This window comes from Roseovarius sp. MBR-6 (genome assembly GCF_040547525.1).
Classification (GTDB): domain Bacteria; phylum Pseudomonadota; class Alphaproteobacteria; order Rhodobacterales; family Rhodobacteraceae; genus Roseovarius.
Window position 1 is genome coordinate 397,645 of sequence record NZ_JBEPPW010000002.1, and the last position, 17,334, is coordinate 414,978.

Below are 17,334 nucleotides of genomic sequence, written 5' to 3' on the forward strand. Positions count from 1 at the left end.
TTTCCCCTGATTTTGACGCTATGGTCGGCCATGGCGGGCGCGTCTGAGTTTCGACACGAGATCCTGGATTTTTCCGACCTGCGCGGTTGGGCGGAGGATGACCACGCGCGCGCGCTCACGGTTTTCAACGAAACCTGTGCCGATATGAAGGATCCGGACTGGCAATCGCTTTGCGCCCTCGCGCAGACCGGACCGGACGCACGGACGTTTTTCGAACTGTTCTTTCGTCCGGTGATGATTTCGGACGGAAGCCCGGCGCTTTTCACGGGATATTTCGAGCCGGAGCTGCGCGGCGCGCTGCAACCCGGCGGGCGCTACCGCTACCCGGTCTACCGGATGCCGCCCGAAGCGCGCGAGGTCAGCCCTTGGCTGTCACGGCGCGAGATCCTGTCCGGCGATGTGATGTCGGGCCGCGGATTGGAAATCGCCTGGGTCGATGACCCGGTCGAGCTGTTTTTCCTCCAGATTCAGGGGTCAGGCCGCATCCGGCTGCCGGATGGCGGGGTGATCCGCGTCGGGTATGGCGGCGCGAACGGCCATCCCTATCGCTCCATTGGCAGCGAACTGGTGCGCCTTGGTGTCTACGAGGCGCATCAGGTCTCGGCCGAGGTGATCAAGAACTGGGTGCGGCGTAACCCGGAGGCCGGCGAAGCGTTGCTCCATCACAACCCATCCTATGTGTTTTTCCGGCGCGTGGACCAGGTCCCGCCGGACCGCGGCCCGCTTGGTGCGATGAACCGTTCGGTGACGGCAGGGCGCACGATCGCGGTTGATCCGGCCCATGTGCCGCTCGGAGCGCCGGTCTGGATCGAAAAGGAGGGGCACGGGCCGATCCGCCGGTTGATGGTGGCGCAGGATACCGGCTCGGCGATCAAGGGGCCGCAGAGGGCGGATATCTTTTTCGGCACCGGCGCGGATGCCGGGCGCGCGGCGGGGCGCTTGCGTGATCCGGGGCGCATGGTCGTTCTCATGCCGATCCAGCGCGCCTACGCGATGCTGATGGAGACCGGCCAGTGACCCGCAAGCGCCACCTGCGCCCCGAGGAAGAGGCGCTCTGGCAGGAGGTCGCGCGCCGCACCGTGCCACTCAAGCCGCAGCGGCCCGCGATGCCGCTCCTCTCCAAACCCGCGCCACGCGAGGACCCGGCGTCGCAACCAATCGCGCCGTTCCGTCCTGGGCCGGTCGCGCGCCCCGGCGCGCCCGGTCTCGATATGCTGCCCGGTCTCACCGACCGAAGCAAAACCCCACCCGTCGCGATGGATCGCAAGGCGTTCGAGCGGTTGCGGCGCGGCAAGCTGACGCCCGAGGTCAAGATCGACCTGCACGGCATGACGCTGGATCAGGCACATGGCGCGCTTACCGGCTTCATCCTGCGCGCGCATGGTCAGGGCCGGAGGCTGGTTCTGGTCGTCACAGGAAAGGGCAAGCACCGCGACGATGGTGGCCCGATCCCCGTGCGCCAGGGCGTGTTGCGCCATAATGTGCCGCATTGGTTGCGCATGGCACCGCTCGGGCCACTCGTGCTCCAGATAACCGAGGCGCATCTGCGGCATGGCGGGGGCGGGGCCTATTACGTCTATCTAAAGCGGCAGCGATAGCTCTGGTCGGGCGCGGAGCACGCCGATTGTCATCATCAGGCTCGAAAAGGCGAAATAGGCTGCGATCATCACAAATTGCGTCTCGATCCCGATCCCGAGATCAATCGCGAGCCCGGTAATCCCGGGACCGATGGCCGAGCCGAGCACCATGATCGCCGCCGCCATCGCCTTGATCGAGCCCATATTGGCGCTGCCATAGAACTCGGCCCAGAAGGCATTGGGCACCACGCTGTTGGCCCCGGTGGTGAGCGCCAGCAGGACAAAGCCGGCGAGCAGCAGAAGGGGCCCGTCCGAGACCGAAAACACAAGGAAGGCCCCGATCATCGGAAGCTGGATGAACGGCAGCACCCGCGACGTGCCAAGCCGGTCGATCAGGAACCCGGCCAGCACCATCGCGCCGATGCCGACCAGCGTGTAGAGCGGGAACATGGCGACGAGGTCCAGATGCGCCACGGCCTTCACCTCGGCGATATGGACCTGGTGAAAGAAAAACGCGGTGTTGAAGGCGGACGGCCCCAGCAATGCGGGCACCATGAACCAGAACAGGAAATGCCGCAGCGTTTCCCCGCGCGTCCAGTGCCGCCCGCGCATCCCGAGCGACTGGCTTGTCTGTGCCCAGCTTTGCGGCGTGCGTTCCTTTCGGAGGAGCAAAAGAAGCAGCGGGATGCCGATGAAGGCCGCGACCCCCGCCACAACCCACAGCGTCCGCCAGTCATACGTGACCAGCAGCGCCACGAACACGATGGGCAGCAACGATTCTCCGATCGCATTGCCCAGCGTCGCCACCGACAGGGCCTTGCCGCGGGTGGCGACGAACCAGCGCGCCATGGCGACGACGGCAAGGTGGCTCATCATCCCCTGCCCGGCAAAGCGCAGCGCGAAGACGATCACCGGCAGGAGCCACCACACCGGGTTGAGCGCCATCGCCAGACAGGCCAGCACCATGCCGACCAGAACGATGGGGGCCAGCACGCGCACACGGAAGAGATCGGTCAACCCCCCGGCCCAGACCATCAGCAGCGCCGAGGCGGTGGTGCCAAGCGTGTATATTCCGCCCCATTCCCCGTGACTGAGCCCGAACCCCGCCCGGATTTCCCCGGCAAAGACCGAGATGAAATAGGTCTGCCCGAAACTCGACAGAAACGTGAGCAAGACACCGACCGTCAGCCAGCGCGCATTGTCCCGGAGAAAGGCGAGAATCGACATGTCCTTAAGTCGCGCGAAACCGGGGGAGAGAAAAGCGGTTTCCACCCACCCGCCCGGACCCGGGGGATCAGGACCCTGTCACCACGGCAAACCCCCGGCCGGGATCGCGCCGGTTTCCTGCCGGTAGCGTGTCGATATCGCGCCGGTGCCGGATGCCGCGCGGGGCGGGCTACCGGCGAGGCGCGGGGTAACGGCGCGGTCGGCGGGGGCGGGACGCCGCCACAAACACACCGTCATCCCCGCGAAAGCGGGGATCTCCTGGGGTGGGTGCTGCGTGGGGGAGAGTCCTGCCTTTGGGGGAATGACGGGGGGGTGGGGAGCGTTATCCAATCTAACACGGGTGCTCGGCATGCGACACGCCAGCACCAGCGCTAGCATTGATCGAGTAGAGTGCCACACCATATAGAAAACACTTGACTTTAAAGCAGTTTTGTTTGCCAGAATTCGATTCGCCCTTGACAAATCCACTTAATCATCTATCTATAGGTTGTTCATCTGCCCATGGCAGAAGGAGCTCGAAAGCCGCTTAATCTCATGGTTGGGCGGCTTTTGCATTAAAATACGTAACCTTTGCTCCGTTTTTTGTCCAAGTCTCTGATGGTCCAAGCCTGTGAGACATAGAAGGCTGTAACTAGAACGACGACATGCTTTTTTTCGGCGAGAATGACCACGTATCTTTCGAATTCAAGCCAAAGGTAGATTTTCACCGTACCGTCGCCCTCGACATAGCGCCAACGGCTAAGACTTTGAGCCGTTCCTTCCAACATGGATTGGATCCACGATAGGCGGCGCGCACGCTCAGGATCAAATAGCCTCGGGTTGCCTTTGGATATCACGTGCCAAACGCCCTCCTCTATGTCACCGTCCTTGATCGATGAGTTGTAAACAATAGGCTTTCCTTCGAACTGTCTGCGCGGATTGCATCGAAAAACTTTAGTAAACTCCGAATCGAGTCTACTAACAACGTCTTCCCAGTTTCCATCGGTGTCTATCATTGGCGGCAAAGGCATCAGTTCACCCTCGGACGCCAGACGAAAATGTTGAACTTCTGGTTGCTCAGAGGTGTTGAAACTAGCAAAGACCGTTTAAGCTTGGCTTCAATGCGTTTGCAGATAGCCATCTTTGCAAGGCTTGAATCTAGCCCACGTTGAGCATAAACAAGCGCTCCCAAAAACAAGTCAGTGAGCTGCATAAGCTCCAGCTCGTGCGACCGAGCGTGCTGAATCTTGGAGATCCTTTCACCCGTGAAGTCATAACGATCATTGCACAGGACCTCTTTAAGTTTCTGAACCTTAAATTTGCTCCTTGTATCCTTGATGTCAATGTAAATCTCGTTCTGTTCGACAGGTGAAATAATCTTATTAAGCAGGGAGAAAAACATCTTGTAATAAAATGCATCATGACTTCCAGCATTGAAAGTGTCGTGATCCAAAAGTCTTTTGTCTGGCACGATCAGCGCCCGAAAATGGATGGCGTCATTGTCAAAAAACCAATCAACAACCTCTTGATAGAAATCAATCCGAGAGGTCGACACTTTGGTCCATTTCAATTCCCCGTTCGCGTTATGTCTCCGCTTGATATCACGAAGTTGTGCTGAAAGTAGGCGAACAGAACTGCGGTTCGTCCAAATTGAGCCCAAGCCCATGGCTGTGCTTTCATCATGCTCTAGATGGCAAGATTCGTCACAATAGATCGCGATGCTCATGTGCACGTCTCTTTTAAACTTCTTAAAGGAATAGCGGCTTTGCGCTTCGTCAGCAAGCGGACGATGACCGTTCTTTGCTCACTAATACAACATGAGCATCGGCTTTAGGGGGCGCAGAAGTGTACCATCGGGGAAGAATACTTGGCACCTGTGTGCAGCTTCCCCCCTCTACAAAACATACCTCGACAAATCCGCCGACCGCATCAACTCGCCCAAATTCTTCTCCACAAACGCCGCATCCACCACCACGCTCTCGCCCGAGCGGTCGGGGGCGGTGAAGCTGAGTTCCTCGAACACCCGTTCCATCACCGTATAAAGCCGCCGCGCGCCGATGTTCTCGACCGACCGGTTGACCTCCGCCGCGATATGGGCGAGCGCGGCGATGCCGTCCTCGGTGAAGCTGACCGTGACCTCCTCGGTGCCCATCAGCGCGGTGTATTGCAGGGTGAGGGCGTTGTCGGTCTCGGTCAGGATGCGGACGAAATCGGCCTCGGTGAGGGCGCGCAACTCCACCCGGATGGGCAGGCGGCCTTGCAGTTCGGGCAGGAGGTCCGAGGGTTTGGCGATGTGGAAGGCACCGGACGCGATGAAGAGGATGTGATCGGTGCGCACGGGGCCGTGCTTGGTGGAAACGGTGGTGCCCTCGATCAGCGGCAAGAGGTCGCGCTGCACGCCCTCGCGGCTGACGTCGCCGCCGCGCGTCTCGGCGCGGGCGCAGACCTTGTCAATCTCGTCGAGAAAGACGATGCCGTTCTGTTCGACCGCCTCAACGGCGGTGCGGGTCACGGTTTCGTCGTCGAGCAGCTTGTCAGCCTCCTCGCTGATCAGCAGGTCATAGCTCTCGGCGACGGTGAGGCGCTTGGTGGTGCGGCGCTGACCGAACGCCTTGCCGAAGATGTCGCCGAGGTTGAGCGCGCCCATCTGGCCGCCGGGCTGGCCGGGAATGTCCATCATTCCGAGGGGGTTGGAGGTATCGGCCAGCGAGACCTCGATCACGGTTGCGTCAAGCTCTCCGGCGCGGAGCTTCTTGCGGAACATCTCGCGCGTGCCGTCGCGGGCGTCCTCTCCGGCGATGGCGGCGATGACACGATCCTCGGCGGCCTTGTGGGCGCGGGCCTTGACGTCCTCGCGCATGTGCTCGCGGGTCTGCGCGATGGCGGTATCGACGAGATCGCGGATGATCTGCTCGACGTCGCGGCCGACATAGCCCACCTCGGTGAACTTGGTCGCTTCGACCTTGAGGAAGGGGGCGCGGGCAAGCTTGGCGAGGCGGCGGGAGATCTCGGTCTTGCCGACGCCGGTGGGGCCGATCATCAGGATGTTCTTGGGATAAACCTCATCGCGCAGGCCCTCGGGCAGTTGCTTGCGCCGCCAGCGGTTGCGCAGGGCGACGGCGACCGCGCGCTTGGCGTCCTTCTGGCCGATGATGTAGCGGTCAAGCTCCGAGACGATCTCGCGCGGGGTCAGGTCGGTCATTGAGGAATCCTTTACCGGTTTGCGGCAGAGATACGCAGTGTGGGGGGGGATTTGAAGGGGTTGAAAATTGTAGCTACAAAGTGTATCTTTCATGTGAAATTCTTCATCTGATACCGGCGAGGCGAGAAGGCTATCATGGCAGGCAGTGGTAATATTCTCGCAAACGGAGCCGGACATGAATTTCGAATGGGACGAAGCCAAGCGAGTGGCGACGAAAAGGAAGCACGGGATCGACTTTGCCGATGCCATACAAGTCCTTTTGGCAAACCCTATGATTTTAACTGCAAAAAGCGACGTAGAGGACCGCTTCATCGCCATCGGGCCATTGGCGAACACGCTGATTGCCATCGTCTTTACAATGCGAGGCGATACTGTCCGCCTGATCACGGCGAGAAGGGCACGAAAGGATGAGCAAGAGCGATATCAGACGTTACACACTGGAGGAGGCCCGCGAGCTTAAGGGCGAAACGGACTGGGAGGCCTTGAAGAACTCCCCGCCTTATGAGGGGGAACAAGAGTTCGAAGTTGACTGGTCCAAGGCGCGTCTGGTTGAGCCGATGCCAAAGAAGCTCATCTCGCTGCGCCTCGATCCCGATATTGTCGAGTTTTTCCGCAGCCAAGGCAAAGGCTATCAGACGCGGATGAACGCCGTGTTGCGCGCCTATATGGAGGCCAAGATCTCCGGTCAGGGTTGAATACGCTCGACCGTCAGGTTGCCATTTGTGTAGACGCAGATATCGGCGGCGATGGCCATGGCGCGGCGGGCGATGTCTTCGGCGGTGAGGGTTGGGTTCTCCGCAAGGCCACGCGCGGCGGCGAGGGCGAAATTGCCGCCCGATCCGATGGCGGCGATGTCATGTTCGGGTTCCAGAACATCGCCCGCGCCGGTGATGACGTAAAGCTGCGCGCCGTCGGTGACGATCAGCATCGCCTCGAGTTTTTGCAGGTATTTGTCGGTGCGCCAGTCCTTGGCCAGATCGACGCAGGCGCGCTGCAACTGCCCCGGCGTCGCTTCGAGCTTGGCCTCGAGCCGCTCGAGCAGGGTGAAGGCGTCCGCCGTCGAGCCGGCAAAGCCCGCGACAACCGGATGACCGCCGGGGCTGAGGCGGCGCACCTTGCGGGCCGTGCCCTTGATCACGGTCTGGCCAAGGCTCACCTGACCATCGCCCGCGATCACCACCTCACCGCCGCGCCTGACGCCGATGATGGTGGTGCCGTGCCAGCCGGGAAAATCGCTCATGGGGGTCTCCGTTTTGCCTTGGCCTATATGGAAGGGGTGCGCGCGGGGTGCAAGGGCGCGGTCAACCCAGAAGGTCGCGCGCGATCTGCGCGAAAATGCGGCTGCCGATGGGAATGAGGTCGTCGGGAAAGTCGTAATCGGGATTGTGCAGCGCGGCGTGATCCTCGCCCGCGCCGAGAAACAGCATGGCGGCGCAGGCGGCATGGCCAAAGCGCCCGAAATCCTCTGACGCGCGCATGGGCAGGCCGCGCGTGTCGTGGGATATGGCCAGCGCATCGAGCGCATTCCGCAGGATCAGGGTCGCATCCGGGTGGTTCTCACAATGGGCGAAGATGTCTTGATAGCTGTGCGTGACACCGAGGTTGTGGGCCTGTGCCGTTTCCTCCAGGAGCGTTTCGGCGGCCTCACATAGCGCGGCCATGCGGTCATCGGTGAGCGTGCGCAGGGTGACGTAAAGCCTGGCCTCGCCCGGTGCGATGCCGAAGGCGGGCGCGCCCATTTGGGCATGGGTCACTGTGGCGAGGGTATAATCCGGGCGCGCGGTCGTGCCATGGCTGAGCGCGGTCAGCGCCGGCATGAGACGGGACAAGGCGGCCATCGGGGAGGCACCGTTTTCCGGCTCGGAGGCATGGGCGGATTTCCCGGTCAGTATCATGGCCATGCCACGCGAGGCGCAGTTGACCGGACCGGGCGCAAGGCCGACATGGCCCAATGGCAAGCCGGGCATATTATGCAAGGAAAACGCGTAATCGGGTGAAATGGTCTCGAATTTCGGATCGGCAAGGACTGATGCAGCACCGGCGCCGGTCTCCTCGGCGGGCTGAAAAAGGAGGACGGCCCGGCCCCGCGCGGGACGCTGGCGCGACAGCATGCGGGCAAGGCCCATGAGGATCGCCATATGTCCGTCATGACCGCAGAGATGGCCCTTGCCGGGAACGGTGGAGCGGTGCGGCAGCGCGCTTTGCTCTTCGATGGGCAGCGCGTCAAGCTCACAACGGAAAAGCACAGTGGGGCCAGGGGCGGATCCGTCAAAGACAGCGGCAAGCCCGTGCCCACCAAGCCCGGTGACGAGACTATCGGGCGCAAGCGGGGCAAGCGCCACCTCGATGCGCTGCGCGGTCATGGCCTCCTCGCCCGAAATCTCGGGGTGGCGGTGCAGCTCATGCCGCAGGGCGGTCAGGTCTGCGATATCGGAATTGGTCAGGGTCATGGCGCGATCATGCCGATTGGCAGACAAAAGAAAAGGGGCCGCGACATGCGCGACCCCTGACATGCGTTAAGCGGTGGCTCAGATGCTGTCTTCGATCCAGCTTTGCAGCGCGGCCTTGGGGGCGGCGCCGGCGCGGTTGGAAACCACCTCGCCATCCTTGAAGATGAAGAGCGCGGGGATACCGCGCACGCCCATGGCAACGGCGGAATTGGGGTTGGAATCGACATCGACCTTGACGACCTTGACGCGGCCCGCAAGCTCGGTCGACAGTTCCTCAAGGGCGGGACCGATCTGTTTGCAGGGCCCACACCACTCGGCCCAGAAATCCACCACGACGGGTATGTCGGAATTCTTCACCTCGGCATCGAAGGTGGCATCGGTTACGGCGACGGTGGCCATTGGCTCTCTCCTATGATCGGACACTTGCCGCGAACCTATGGAGCGCGGGCGTCAGCGTCAAGGACCGGTGGCGCGGGCAAGCGCCGGGCTCACAAGAGCGTGTGGCAGGCGCATGAGCGTGGCCGTGCGCGTCCAGAGGAGGGCCGTTTCGATGCGACGGCCGGGATAGACGAGGGCGAGCGCATGGGCATAGGCCCCCATCTGGCGCAAAAGCGCCTCCGGCGTGTCCTCCGGGCTTTCGGGCACCTCGGCATTGGTCTTGAAATCGACCGCGAGGATATGGTCGGGGGCGACGACCAGCCGGTCGATGACACCGTGCAGCCGATTTTCGCCCCAAGGCGCGGTAATCGGCACCTCGGCGAGGGCGTCTGCGCCGAACAGCGGTTCGAGGGCGGGTTTGTCGAGCACCCTTTGTGCCTCGGCCAGCAGGAGGGTTGTTTCCTCGGGTCCGGCTGCGTCGGGACCCGATGCAAAGATCAGCGCGGCCTGCTCGGGCCAATCGGCGCGCGGCAGGTCCGGCAAAAGCTCCAGCAGGAGGTGGATCTGACGCCCGCGCCGCTTGGCAGCGGTCTCGTCAAGGCCGCGCTCACCCGGCAGCGCCTTGACCCCTCCAAGATCGGAGGGGCTCCGGGGCTTGGGCGGGTCGAGAGAGGGCGCGTGGGTCTGAAAGAGCGGTGCAAGGGGCGGTTGTGATGGCAAGTCGCGTTGCGTAACTTCAGACACCGTTTCAGCCCAAACACCGGTTTGAACCCTCAATCCGGGGCCAGTAGGCAGCATCTGCTCCGTTGCGCCGACCGCCTCCATTCCGCGCCGCACCCGATCGTGCCAGGCAAGCCCATCCCTTCCCGGATCACCGGCGGCGGCGACGATGAGCCACGTCTCTGCCCGCGTCATGGCGACGTAAAGCAGTCTGTCGCGTTCGGCCATCTGCGCGGCGCGGCCTGCCGCCACGGCGCTGGAGATGGGCGGCGGCATGAGGTCGGTCTTGCCGCGCCAGAGCGGAATCCCGTCATGTGCGACGATCTCGGGCGCGTCGGGCGGTTTCCAGGCACCGGTTTCAGGCAGGATCACCACCGGGGATTCAAGCCCCTTGGCCCCGTGCACGGTCATGACACGGATGCGATTCCCGGCGCTGTCCATCTGGCGCTTGATTTCGAGATCGTCGGTTTCCATCCAGACGAGAAAGCCGGTCAGGCTGTCCACGGTGCGTTGTTCATAGGCAAGCGCCTGAGTGAGCAGCGCGTCGATCCCGTCTTCGGCCTCGGCACCGAGACGCGCGAGCAGGCGGCGGCGGCCGTCGTGGCGCGTCAGCAGGCGCTCGATCAGCTCGAACGGGCGGAGGAAATCGACCTGACGGCGCATATCGTCAAGGATCGCGCGGGTTTCGGGGTGCTCGTCGCGCTCGCGCAGCACCTCCCAGAGGGTCCGGGGGCCACGGCCCTGGGCAAGGGTGAAAAGGTCATTCTCGGACCAGCCGAAGAGTGGCGAGCGCAGCGCCGTGGCGAGCGACAGGTCATCTTCGGGCGTCGCCAGAAACGAGAGCAGCGCGGCGATGTCGCGCACGGCAAGTTCGCCGCCGACCTTGAGCCGGTCGGCCCCGGCGATGGGCAGGCCCTCGGCCTTGCAGGCGCGGATGATCTCATGAAACAGCGCGGAGCGGCGGCGCACCAGGATGAGCACATCGCCTGCCGTGATGGGGCGAAAGGAACCCGGAGCGTCGCGCACCGGCAGCGGCGCACGCCCGTTGATCAGCGCGCGGATATGCGCGGCGATATGACCTGCGAGGATCACTGCCGGGTCGCTCTCGTGCCGGATATCGACGGGCAGGTGCCAGGGCGGGGGGTCCTCTTTGTCGGGCTTGGGCACGACCGGCCAGAGATCGACCCGTCCGGGGAGGGAGTCGAAAAACGCGATGTGGCTCTGATCCGGCAGAAAGCCGCTTTCTTCGGCACCGTCAAAGGTGGCATCGACGGTAGCGAGGATCGCCGGGGCGGAGCGAAAGGAGTGGGCAAGAACGCGGCTCTGAAGCGGGGTATCGGTCTCCGCAAGGCGCGCGGCGAAATCGCGCTGCATCCGGTCGAACTCTCGCGGGTCGGCCCCTTGGAAGGAATAGATCGACTGCTTGCCGTCGCCCACGACAAAGATCGTGCGCCGCGTGTCGCCGCGCGCGCCCTGCCCGCTGGTGAATTCCTGCGCCAGACGCTCGATGACCTGCCATTGCGCGGGGCTGGTATCCTGTGCCTCGTCCACAAGGATATGGTCGATGCCGCCATCGAGCCGGTAAAGCACCCAGGCGGCGACGGCGGGATCGGTCAGCAGGTCGCGGGCACGCAGGATCAGATCATCGAAATCGAGCAGGCCGCGACGCTGTTTTGCGCGGGAATAGTCTCTGATGAAAACCGCGCCAAAGGCGTGCAGCGCGGTGCTGCGCTCGATGGCGAGCAGCGCGAGACGGGTGTCACGGGCGGTCTCGACGCGGGCCATCCATTGCTCGATCTGCGGCATGATCGCGGCGAAGGACTGTTGCGTTGCCTTGGTCGGAAACGATCCGATCTTCGCGGAAAAAGGTGATTTTGCGGCCTTGCCGGTCAGGAATACATCCTCAAGTATCGGCAAGGCGGTGAAATCGAACGTGGCAATGCGCGCAAGCTTGTCCGCCGCCTTCACATCGTTGGAAGAGCCTGCGCGCAGGCCCGGCAAAAGCTGCTCGAGCAAGGCGCGCTCGGACCCGAGAAAAACCTGCGCCGCGAGGCTTTCGCGGCTCAGATCCGGGGGCTGGCCGAACAACGCACAGAGCGCGGCGGGGTCCTTGATCTGGGCAAAGCCGACCTGATGGCGGAGGATCTCAAGGGTGAATTTATCGAGAGTCTCGCCGGAATAGTGCCTGGCGACATCGTAAAATAGCGCAGCGTCGGGTCCGGCGGCGATCTCCTCCACGATTTCGGCGCGCAGCAGGCGCGCGGTCTGGTCATCCATCTCGGTAAATTGCGGCGTGACACCCGCCTCGAGCGGAAAACGGCGCAAGAGGCTGGCGCAGAAAGAGTGGATCGTCTGGATCCGGAGCCCGCCCGGCGTCTCGATCGACTGTGCAAAGAGACGCCGAGCACGGCGCAGGTCGCTGGCATCCGCCGTTCCCTGATGGCCGAGCTTGCGCAGAGCGTCGGTCAGGGCTTCATCCGGCTTCATCGCCCAATCGCCGAGACGCGCGAAAAGCCGGTTTTGCATCTCGCTGGCGGCGGCCTTGGTATAGGTGAGGCAGAGGATATGCTGCGGGCTGACCCCGTCGAGCAGAAGCCGCGCCACCCGGTCGGTGAGCACACGCGTCTTGCCCGAGCCGGCATTGGCCGATAACCACGTGGACTGATCGGGACGCGCGGCGGCGAGTTGGGCGAGGGTGGCAGCGTCGGTCATGGGCCGACCCACTCGGGTTTGGGAGGATCGGTGATGTCCCATTCGCCGAAGCGTGCAAGCTGATCGAAATCGCCACTCTCCTTTTCGTTGCGCGGGGCGCGGCGGGAGACGTAGCCCTTGTCCCGCTCCATATAGGCAGCGATCAGCTCGGTCAGTTCGGCGATGGTCTGAGCGGTTTGTATCTCATCGAGCGGTGCCTCGACGATGCCGGGGGTGCTTCCCATCCCGATATAGGCGGCGCGCAGCACGGGCAGGGGGCCGAGGTCGTCAAAGCCGCCGCGCTCGGCTATGGCCGCCTCGAGCAGGAGTTGCTTGTCGAAATGAGTCTGCTCCTTTTTGGAGGGCGGCGCGCCGGTCTTGTAGTCGTAGATCAGCGCGCGCCCGTGCGGATCAAGGTCGATGCGGTCGGCTGTGGCGGTCAGGGTAAAGAGCGGGGTTTGCAAAGCGAGCGTGCCGCGCCTTTCGACAGCAGCGGGCCGCGCGTCGCGGCGGCGCGCGGTCTCACCTTCGACAAACCACTCCGCCACCCGTTCGATACGCGCGAGCCAGAGCGCCCGCGCCTCTCCCCAAGGCACCATTTCAGCCAGAACAGTCTTTGTTACCTGCAAAAGAGCCTCGGCGCTCAGGCGCACAGGATCGTTGCGCGTCTCGGAGATGAACCGCTCCAGGATGGTATGGAGCACGGTTCCGCGCATCATCGCGTCGGGTAATCTCATCAAAGGATTGAGAGGCTTGAGGCCAAGAACATGTTTTGCATAGATCGCATAAGGATCTCGGACCAGCCTCTTGATCTCCGTGACCGAGAGACGGTCGGGCCGTAGTGCTACGGGTGGACAGGGCGCGGGCCGTGGAGCGCGGGGCACCGCACCCGATTCCTCGAGTTGGGCGGCGCGGGCAAGCCAGGCCTGACCCCGGGCGCGCATGGTTGAAAGCGTCTCTGTTCCAGCCTGATCCGGCAGACCGGCCAGCAGATTCTGAAGCCGGTTGAGCCAGCGGGAGACGACGGTTTGCGCATCCGAAGAGCGCACGGAGCGCGTGAGCCAGACTTCGCGCGCTGCGATGGCCTGCTGAAAATCGTGCGCCTGAAGGCCGATACGCCGCTCGGGCAGCAAAAGTCCTGCCTGTGTGCGCAATGCGCGATTGAGCCAGGGGTCCGGCGCGGCGCTTTCGGGCCAGGTGCCCTCGTTGAGACCGCCCAGAATGAGCAGGTCGCAGCCTTGAACGCGCGCTTCGAGCGTGCCCCAGATGCGGATTTGGGGATGCGGCTCGAGCGGGTCGCGCACCTCGCGCTGTCGCAGGAGGGCGTGGAAGAGATGCGCATAGTCGACTGCCGAAATCGGGCCACCAGAAGGTGCCTCGGCGATGAGCTCGTCCATCGCGGCGCGGGCCTCTTCGCCTGCCTCGCGCTCCCAAAGCGTGCCACTGCCTTCGGCCCGGCAGCCGCGCGCGATATGTTCGGCGAGCAGGAGATGCTCGGTCACGCGCTCGACCAGCGGGCGGTCGCCCGGAGTGTTGCGCCCGGTGAAACAGGTGCAGAGCCACCGCACCCAGTCGGCGGCAAGCGGCTCGGTCCGGGTCTCGCCCCAGGCGCGCAGGCTCTCGGCATCGGGGTAAGGCGGGCCGTGGCGGCGCAGGTGCAATTCCAGCCGCGCGGTGAGGTGGTGATGCGGGCCGCGCCCGTCGCCCTGATGGGTGAGGGGGTGCTTGAGCAGGGTCAGAAGCGCCTCGGCGCTGAGCCGGTTGGCGAATATCTCGGCGACATGACGCAGAAGGCGACCGGGTGGCGAAAGGTGCAGGGGCTGACCGGCGCTGTCATCGGGGCGGATGCGCCAACGGTCGAGCGCGGCGGCAACCTGACGCCCAAGCGTCCTGTCCGGCGTGATCAGAGCCGCAGTCGTGCCCGTCTCGGCGGCCTCGCGGAGGCGCATTGCGATGGCGAGCGCCTCTTGACGGGTGCTTTGCGCCTCGATCAGGGTGACGCCCTCCATCGCGGCGGGAATATCCGAGAGCGCGGGGCCGTCGCGCAACCATTGATCGGTGACCGGGGCAGGGCGGAGCGCCAGCGACAAGAGGCGGTTGCGCGCGGCATTTGGCGGCGCCGCGTCGGCCCAGCGGCGGATCGCGGTCGGGGCGATACCCGCACCCCTGGCGAAGCGCGCAAAGCGGAATTGCGGGTGATCCTCGGAGGTGTCGGGATCCGCGAGCGCCTCCCAGACGGCGGCGGGCGCGTCGAAATCGAAACCGGGCAGGACAACGGCCCCTTGCGGCAGCCGCGCCACTGCCTGCATCAGAAGCTGTGTCGTTCCGCGCGAGCCGGTGGATCCCGCAACGATCACCGGGTGTTGCGGCGGGGCGCTCCGCCAGCGTTCGATGAGCCGCTCGATCACCATCCGCTGCCGTGTCTCGGGGTCGGGCGCGGTGGCAGAGGCATCAAAATAGGGTCTGACAATGCCCAAAAACGATTTTATCCGCGCCCAATGGCCGGATTGGTCGGTGATGTCGAGCGCGTCGATGGCTTGGGGTGCAACACCTTCGCCATGCATCTCGTCCATCAGCGTGGCAAGGCTGTCGGCGAGATCGAATGCGGCGCTGCGGGGGGCGAGATCAGGCTGGTGGTCGATGAGCGCAGTCACGAGTTGCACCAGTTCCAGCCGTCGCCGCAGACGCGGGGCGGGGGGCGGGAGATGCGCCAGATCCCATCTTTCGCCGAGATCGGTGACAAGGCCGATGCGCGGCAAGAGGCAGGGCGGCCCCTCGTCGAAGATCTCGCGCAGGCGGCGGGCCATGCGGCGGGTGTTGACGATGATCTGAACGCGGGCCAGCGCCTCGGGCGGGGCATCTCGCAGCCGTGCGCGCAGCCCGTAGATGAGCGCGCGCGGGAAATCGACGCCAGGGGCGAGCGCGAAGACGTGAGGGGTCGACTCAGTCTCGAACATTGCCCAAATCCAACATCATTTCGGCCAGCGCGAGTCCCTCGGGGCGGCCCACATCGCACCAACGACCGGGATAGCCGACGCCGAAGAGACGGCCATTTTCAGCGATCCGGTCCCAGACGCGATTAAGCGAAAACCGCGTCTCGGGGACGGTATGGAGCGGATCGGGCGCGATGATCTGGACGCCGGAATAGACAAGACCCGGCCCGCGCGAAAGCATACCATCCTCCGCCATCGTGAAATCGCCCGCGCCGCTGTGGCCGATGGCGTTTTGGGGCGGAATGCAGAGAAGGAGCGCGTCCATGCGCGCAGGATCCCAGAGCGGCGCGAGGAAGGTGAGCGGGTTCGGGCCGCGCCAGATCGCATCGGTGTTCATGGTCACGACCGGGCCGGGGCCGAGGAGTGGCAGCGCAGCGCGCAGACCGCCGCCGGTTTCAAGGATTTCGGGGGTCTCGTGCGAAAAGAGCAGGTCGCGTCCGGCGAGATGGGCGCGGATCTGCTCGGGCAGGTAGTGGAGATTGACCAAGGTGCGCGGTGGGGCATAAGCGTCCACCAGATCGAGCGCATGGACGATAAGGGCGCGGCCTGCCACCTCGACCAGCGGTTTGGGGCGGGTGGCGGTGAGCGCGCCCATGCGGGTGCCGAACCCGGCGGCGAAGAGCATCACCGGCAGGGTCATGCCGCGCACCGGGATTTGAGGCGGGCAAGGATTTCGGGCGTTGGGACCGGCAATTCCGACGCGACCAGAGCAGCGACGGGCGCAAGCGCGGGATGGCGCAGGTCCTGGGCAAGATGTGCCCACACCCGGGGAATGAGATCGACATAATGCGCCTTGCCGTCGCGCAGACAAAGCCGGGCGAAAACGCCGAGTATCCGCAGGTTGCGCTGGGCACCGAGGCAGGCATAGGCGGTGGAGAAGCTCTCGGTGTCCTGCGCGGTTCCGGCGATGTAGCGGGCGATCATCGCCTCGGCCAAGGGGCGGCTCACGTCGCGGCGGGCGTCTTGCAACACCGAGACGAGGTCATAGGCCGGATGGCCACGCATCGCGTCCTGAAAATCGAGCAGACCGACGCGGGCGATGCCGTCACGCTCGGGCAACCAGAGCAGGTTTTCGGCGTGATAATCGCGCTGGATCAGCACCGTGTCGAGCGCGGGGAGCTTGGCCAAAACAGTCTCTGTTTCGGCGTAAAATTGATCTCTTCTGATGCCTGTTGTGCCGGTTGCGCCGGGGCGATACCAGTCGAGCGCGAGGCAGGCGAGCTCGGCCATGAGCGCGGGCGTGTAACTGGCAAGACCGGCGGGCGGGGCATGGCGGTGCAGGGCCACGAGAAGATCGGTGGCGGCCTCGTAGAGCGGGGCCTCCATCCCGGGGGTCTGTTCGAGCAGGCGGGCGAAGAGCGCGTCGCCGAGATCTTCGAGCAGCAGAAGGCCGGCCTGCACGTCCTCGGCAAGGATCGTGGGGGCGGAGAGGCCAAGGCCCGAAAGATGCCGCGCGATGTGCAGGAACGGGCGCACGTCCTCGCCGCGATAGCGGGGCGCATCCATCAGCACCGCGCATGCGCCGCCGGGGGCGGTGAGGCGAAGGTAGCGTCGATTCGAGGCGTCGCCGGCAAGGGGACGCGCCTCGGCCGCAGCCCAGCCGACGGAGGTGAGAAAGGCGGTGATTTCGACACTGCGCTCAGGCATCGGCAATCCCTTCGAGGCGGGAGGTCCAGCGCGGATCGGACCAGCGCAGGGTGAGGCGGCGGGCTTCGTCGGCGTCCCCGGGGGCAAGGTCGAGCAAGAGCGCGCTCCCGGGCGCAAGATCGCCAAGGCGGTCAGGCCATTCGACAAGACAGATGTCCGTTTCGAATGCTTCGGTCAGGCCAAGCTCGACCAGCTCACCCGGTTGGGTGAGCCGGTAGAGATCGGCGTGCCAGATCCCGGCATGGGGTCCGGGATAGGTCTGGACCAGCGTATAGGTGGGCGAGGGCACATCCTCGGGGGAGGGCAAGAGGCTCTGGATCAGGCAGCGGGCAAAATGGGTTTTCCCCGCGCCGACACCGCCCGACAGCAGCAGGACATCGCCGGGGCCAAGGCGGGGCGCGAGGCGCTGGGCCAGCGCGCAGGTTTCGGCGGGGCTGGCAAGATAGAGGGTTCGGCTGGTCATGGCGCGA

General features: G+C 64.3%; 16 protein-coding genes. 4 read left to right on the forward strand and 12 right to left on the reverse strand.

Annotated elements, in window-relative coordinates; all coding sequences use genetic code 11:
* Positions 1 to 30: 30 nt before the first annotated feature.
* Together mltA and ABIE57_RS04350 are read left to right on the forward strand one after the other, a co-directional pair.
* A complete protein-coding gene (mltA, locus tag ABIE57_RS04345; RefSeq protein WP_354537772.1) occupies positions 31 to 1,017 on the forward strand; it encodes a murein transglycosylase A in 987 nt (328 codons plus the stop codon).
* Complete coding sequence (locus ABIE57_RS04350) at positions 1,014 to 1,598, forward strand: Smr/MutS family protein (RefSeq protein ID WP_354537773.1); 585 nt, start codon at positions 1,014 to 1,016, stop codon at positions 1,596 to 1,598. The genes mltA and ABIE57_RS04350 overlap by 4 nt, the downstream gene beginning before the upstream one ends.
* Here the strand turns inward: ABIE57_RS04350 and ABIE57_RS04355 are convergent.
* From ABIE57_RS04355 to hslU, 4 genes are all read right to left on the reverse strand, one after another.
* Positions 1,581 to 2,804, reverse strand: coding sequence for an MFS transporter (locus ABIE57_RS04355; protein ID WP_354537774.1), 1,224 nt, complete (start codon positions 2,802 to 2,804; stop codon positions 1,581 to 1,583). The two genes, ABIE57_RS04350 and ABIE57_RS04355, sit on opposite strands and share 18 nt — an antisense overlap.
* A 554-nt stretch (positions 2,805 to 3,358) precedes the next feature.
* A complete protein-coding gene (locus ABIE57_RS04360; protein ID WP_354537775.1) occupies positions 3,359 to 3,799 on the reverse strand; it encodes a hypothetical protein in 441 nt (146 codons plus the stop codon).
* 14 nt (positions 3,800 to 3,813) lie between these two features.
* Positions 3,814 to 4,509 (reverse strand): DUF3800 domain-containing protein, encoded by a 696-nt coding sequence (locus ABIE57_RS04365; RefSeq protein WP_354537776.1) that lies wholly within the window; start codon positions 4,507 to 4,509, stop codon positions 3,814 to 3,816.
* A 168-nt stretch (positions 4,510 to 4,677) separates the two neighbouring features.
* Positions 4,678 to 5,985, reverse strand: coding sequence for an ATP-dependent protease ATPase subunit HslU (gene hslU, locus ABIE57_RS04370; RefSeq protein ID WP_354537777.1), 1,308 nt, complete (start codon positions 5,983 to 5,985; stop codon positions 4,678 to 4,680).
* A 175-nt stretch (positions 5,986 to 6,160) separates the two neighbouring features.
* Between hslU and ABIE57_RS04375 the strand changes: the two genes are divergently transcribed.
* Positions 6,161 to 6,445: a BrnT family toxin gene (locus ABIE57_RS04375; RefSeq protein WP_354537778.1), complete on the forward strand. Its 285-nt coding sequence runs from the start codon at positions 6,161 to 6,163 to the stop codon at positions 6,443 to 6,445.
* A complete protein-coding gene (locus tag ABIE57_RS04380; RefSeq protein ID WP_354537779.1) occupies positions 6,393 to 6,680 on the forward strand; it encodes a BrnA antitoxin family protein in 288 nt (95 codons plus the stop codon). The genes ABIE57_RS04375 and ABIE57_RS04380 overlap by 53 nt, the downstream gene beginning before the upstream one ends.
* Here ABIE57_RS04380 and hslV read toward each other — a convergent pair.
* From hslV to tsaE, 8 genes are all read right to left on the reverse strand, one after another.
* Positions 6,671 to 7,225, reverse strand: a complete 555-nt coding sequence (gene hslV, locus ABIE57_RS04385; protein WP_354537780.1) for an ATP-dependent protease subunit HslV — start codon at positions 7,223 to 7,225, stop codon at positions 6,671 to 6,673. The two genes, ABIE57_RS04380 and hslV, sit on opposite strands and share 10 nt — an antisense overlap.
* Positions 7,226 to 7,286: 61 nt before the next feature.
* Positions 7,287 to 8,435 (reverse strand): amidohydrolase, encoded by a 1,149-nt coding sequence (locus ABIE57_RS04390; protein WP_354537781.1) that lies wholly within the window; start codon positions 8,433 to 8,435, stop codon positions 7,287 to 7,289.
* Between the two features lie 78 nt (positions 8,436 to 8,513).
* Positions 8,514 to 8,834 carry a thioredoxin gene (trxA, locus tag ABIE57_RS04395; RefSeq protein ID WP_354537782.1) on the reverse strand — a complete coding sequence of 107 codons (321 nt, stop codon included), beginning with the start codon at positions 8,832 to 8,834 and terminating at the stop codon, positions 8,514 to 8,516.
* A gap of 57 nt (positions 8,835 to 8,891) precedes the next feature.
* Positions 8,892 to 12,245, reverse strand: coding sequence for a double-strand break repair helicase AddA (gene addA, locus ABIE57_RS04400; RefSeq protein WP_354537783.1), 3,354 nt, complete (start codon positions 12,243 to 12,245; stop codon positions 8,892 to 8,894).
* Positions 12,242 to 15,181 (reverse strand): double-strand break repair protein AddB, encoded by a 2,940-nt coding sequence (addB, locus tag ABIE57_RS04405; RefSeq protein WP_354537784.1) that lies wholly within the window; start codon positions 15,179 to 15,181, stop codon positions 12,242 to 12,244. The genes addA and addB overlap by 4 nt, the downstream gene beginning before the upstream one ends.
* Positions 15,168 to 15,857, reverse strand: a complete 690-nt coding sequence (locus ABIE57_RS04410) for a nucleotidyltransferase family protein (protein ID WP_354537785.1) — start codon at positions 15,855 to 15,857, stop codon at positions 15,168 to 15,170. Before ABIE57_RS04410 ends, addB begins: the two co-directional genes overlap by 14 nt.
* A complete protein-coding gene (locus ABIE57_RS04415; RefSeq protein WP_354537786.1) occupies positions 15,854 to 16,864 on the reverse strand; it encodes an aminoglycoside phosphotransferase family protein in 1,011 nt (336 codons plus the stop codon). Before ABIE57_RS04415 ends, ABIE57_RS04410 begins: the two co-directional genes overlap by 4 nt.
* A complete protein-coding gene (gene tsaE / locus ABIE57_RS04420; protein WP_354537787.1) occupies positions 16,857 to 17,327 on the reverse strand; it encodes a tRNA (adenosine(37)-N6)-threonylcarbamoyltransferase complex ATPase subunit type 1 TsaE in 471 nt (156 codons plus the stop codon). The genes ABIE57_RS04415 and tsaE overlap by 8 nt, the downstream gene beginning before the upstream one ends.
* Positions 17,328 to 17,334: the final 7 nt, after the last annotated feature.

What these genes read in the sequence shown, in the direction of transcription:
- ABIE57_RS04390 (WP_354537781.1), bottom strand. Translation starts at nt 8,435, where the DNA reads ATGACCCTGACCAATTCCGATATCGCAGACCTGACCGCCCTGCGGCAT.
- ABIE57_RS04380 (WP_354537779.1), top strand. Translation starts at nt 6,393, where the DNA reads ATGAGCAAGAGCGATATCAGACGTTACACACTGGAGGAGGCCCGCGAG.
- ABIE57_RS04375 (WP_354537778.1), top strand. Translation starts at nt 6,161, where the DNA reads ATGAATTTCGAATGGGACGAAGCCAAGCGAGTGGCGACGAAAAGGAAG.
- ABIE57_RS04410 (WP_354537785.1), bottom strand. Translation starts at nt 15,857, where the DNA reads ATGACCCTGCCGGTGATGCTCTTCGCCGCCGGGTTCGGCACCCGCATG.
- ABIE57_RS04365 (WP_354537776.1), bottom strand. Translation starts at nt 4,509, where the DNA reads ATGAGCATCGCGATCTATTGTGACGAATCTTGCCATCTAGAGCATGAT.
- hslU (WP_354537777.1), bottom strand. Translation starts at nt 5,985, where the DNA reads ATGACCGACCTGACCCCGCGCGAGATCGTCTCGGAGCTTGACCGCTAC.
- addB (WP_354537784.1), bottom strand. Translation starts at nt 15,181, where the DNA reads ATGTTCGAGACTGAGTCGACCCCTCACGTCTTCGCGCTCGCCCCTGGC.
- addA (WP_354537783.1), bottom strand. Translation starts at nt 12,245, where the DNA reads ATGACCGACGCTGCCACCCTCGCCCAACTCGCCGCCGCGCGTCCCGAT.
- mltA (WP_354537772.1), top strand. Translation starts at nt 31, where the DNA reads ATGGCGGGCGCGTCTGAGTTTCGACACGAGATCCTGGATTTTTCCGAC.
- ABIE57_RS04360 (WP_354537775.1), bottom strand. Translation starts at nt 3,799, where the DNA reads ATGATAGACACCGATGGAAACTGGGAAGACGTTGTTAGTAGACTCGAT.
- ABIE57_RS04415 (WP_354537786.1), bottom strand. Translation starts at nt 16,864, where the DNA reads ATGCCTGAGCGCAGTGTCGAAATCACCGCCTTTCTCACCTCCGTCGGC.
- hslV (WP_354537780.1), bottom strand. Translation starts at nt 7,225, where the DNA reads ATGAGCGATTTTCCCGGCTGGCACGGCACCACCATCATCGGCGTCAGG.
- trxA (WP_354537782.1), bottom strand. Translation starts at nt 8,834, where the DNA reads ATGGCCACCGTCGCCGTAACCGATGCCACCTTCGATGCCGAGGTGAAG.
- ABIE57_RS04355 (WP_354537774.1), bottom strand. Translation starts at nt 2,804, where the DNA reads ATGTCGATTCTCGCCTTTCTCCGGGACAATGCGCGCTGGCTGACGGTC.
- tsaE (WP_354537787.1), bottom strand. Translation starts at nt 17,327, where the DNA reads ATGACCAGCCGAACCCTCTATCTTGCCAGCCCCGCCGAAACCTGCGCG.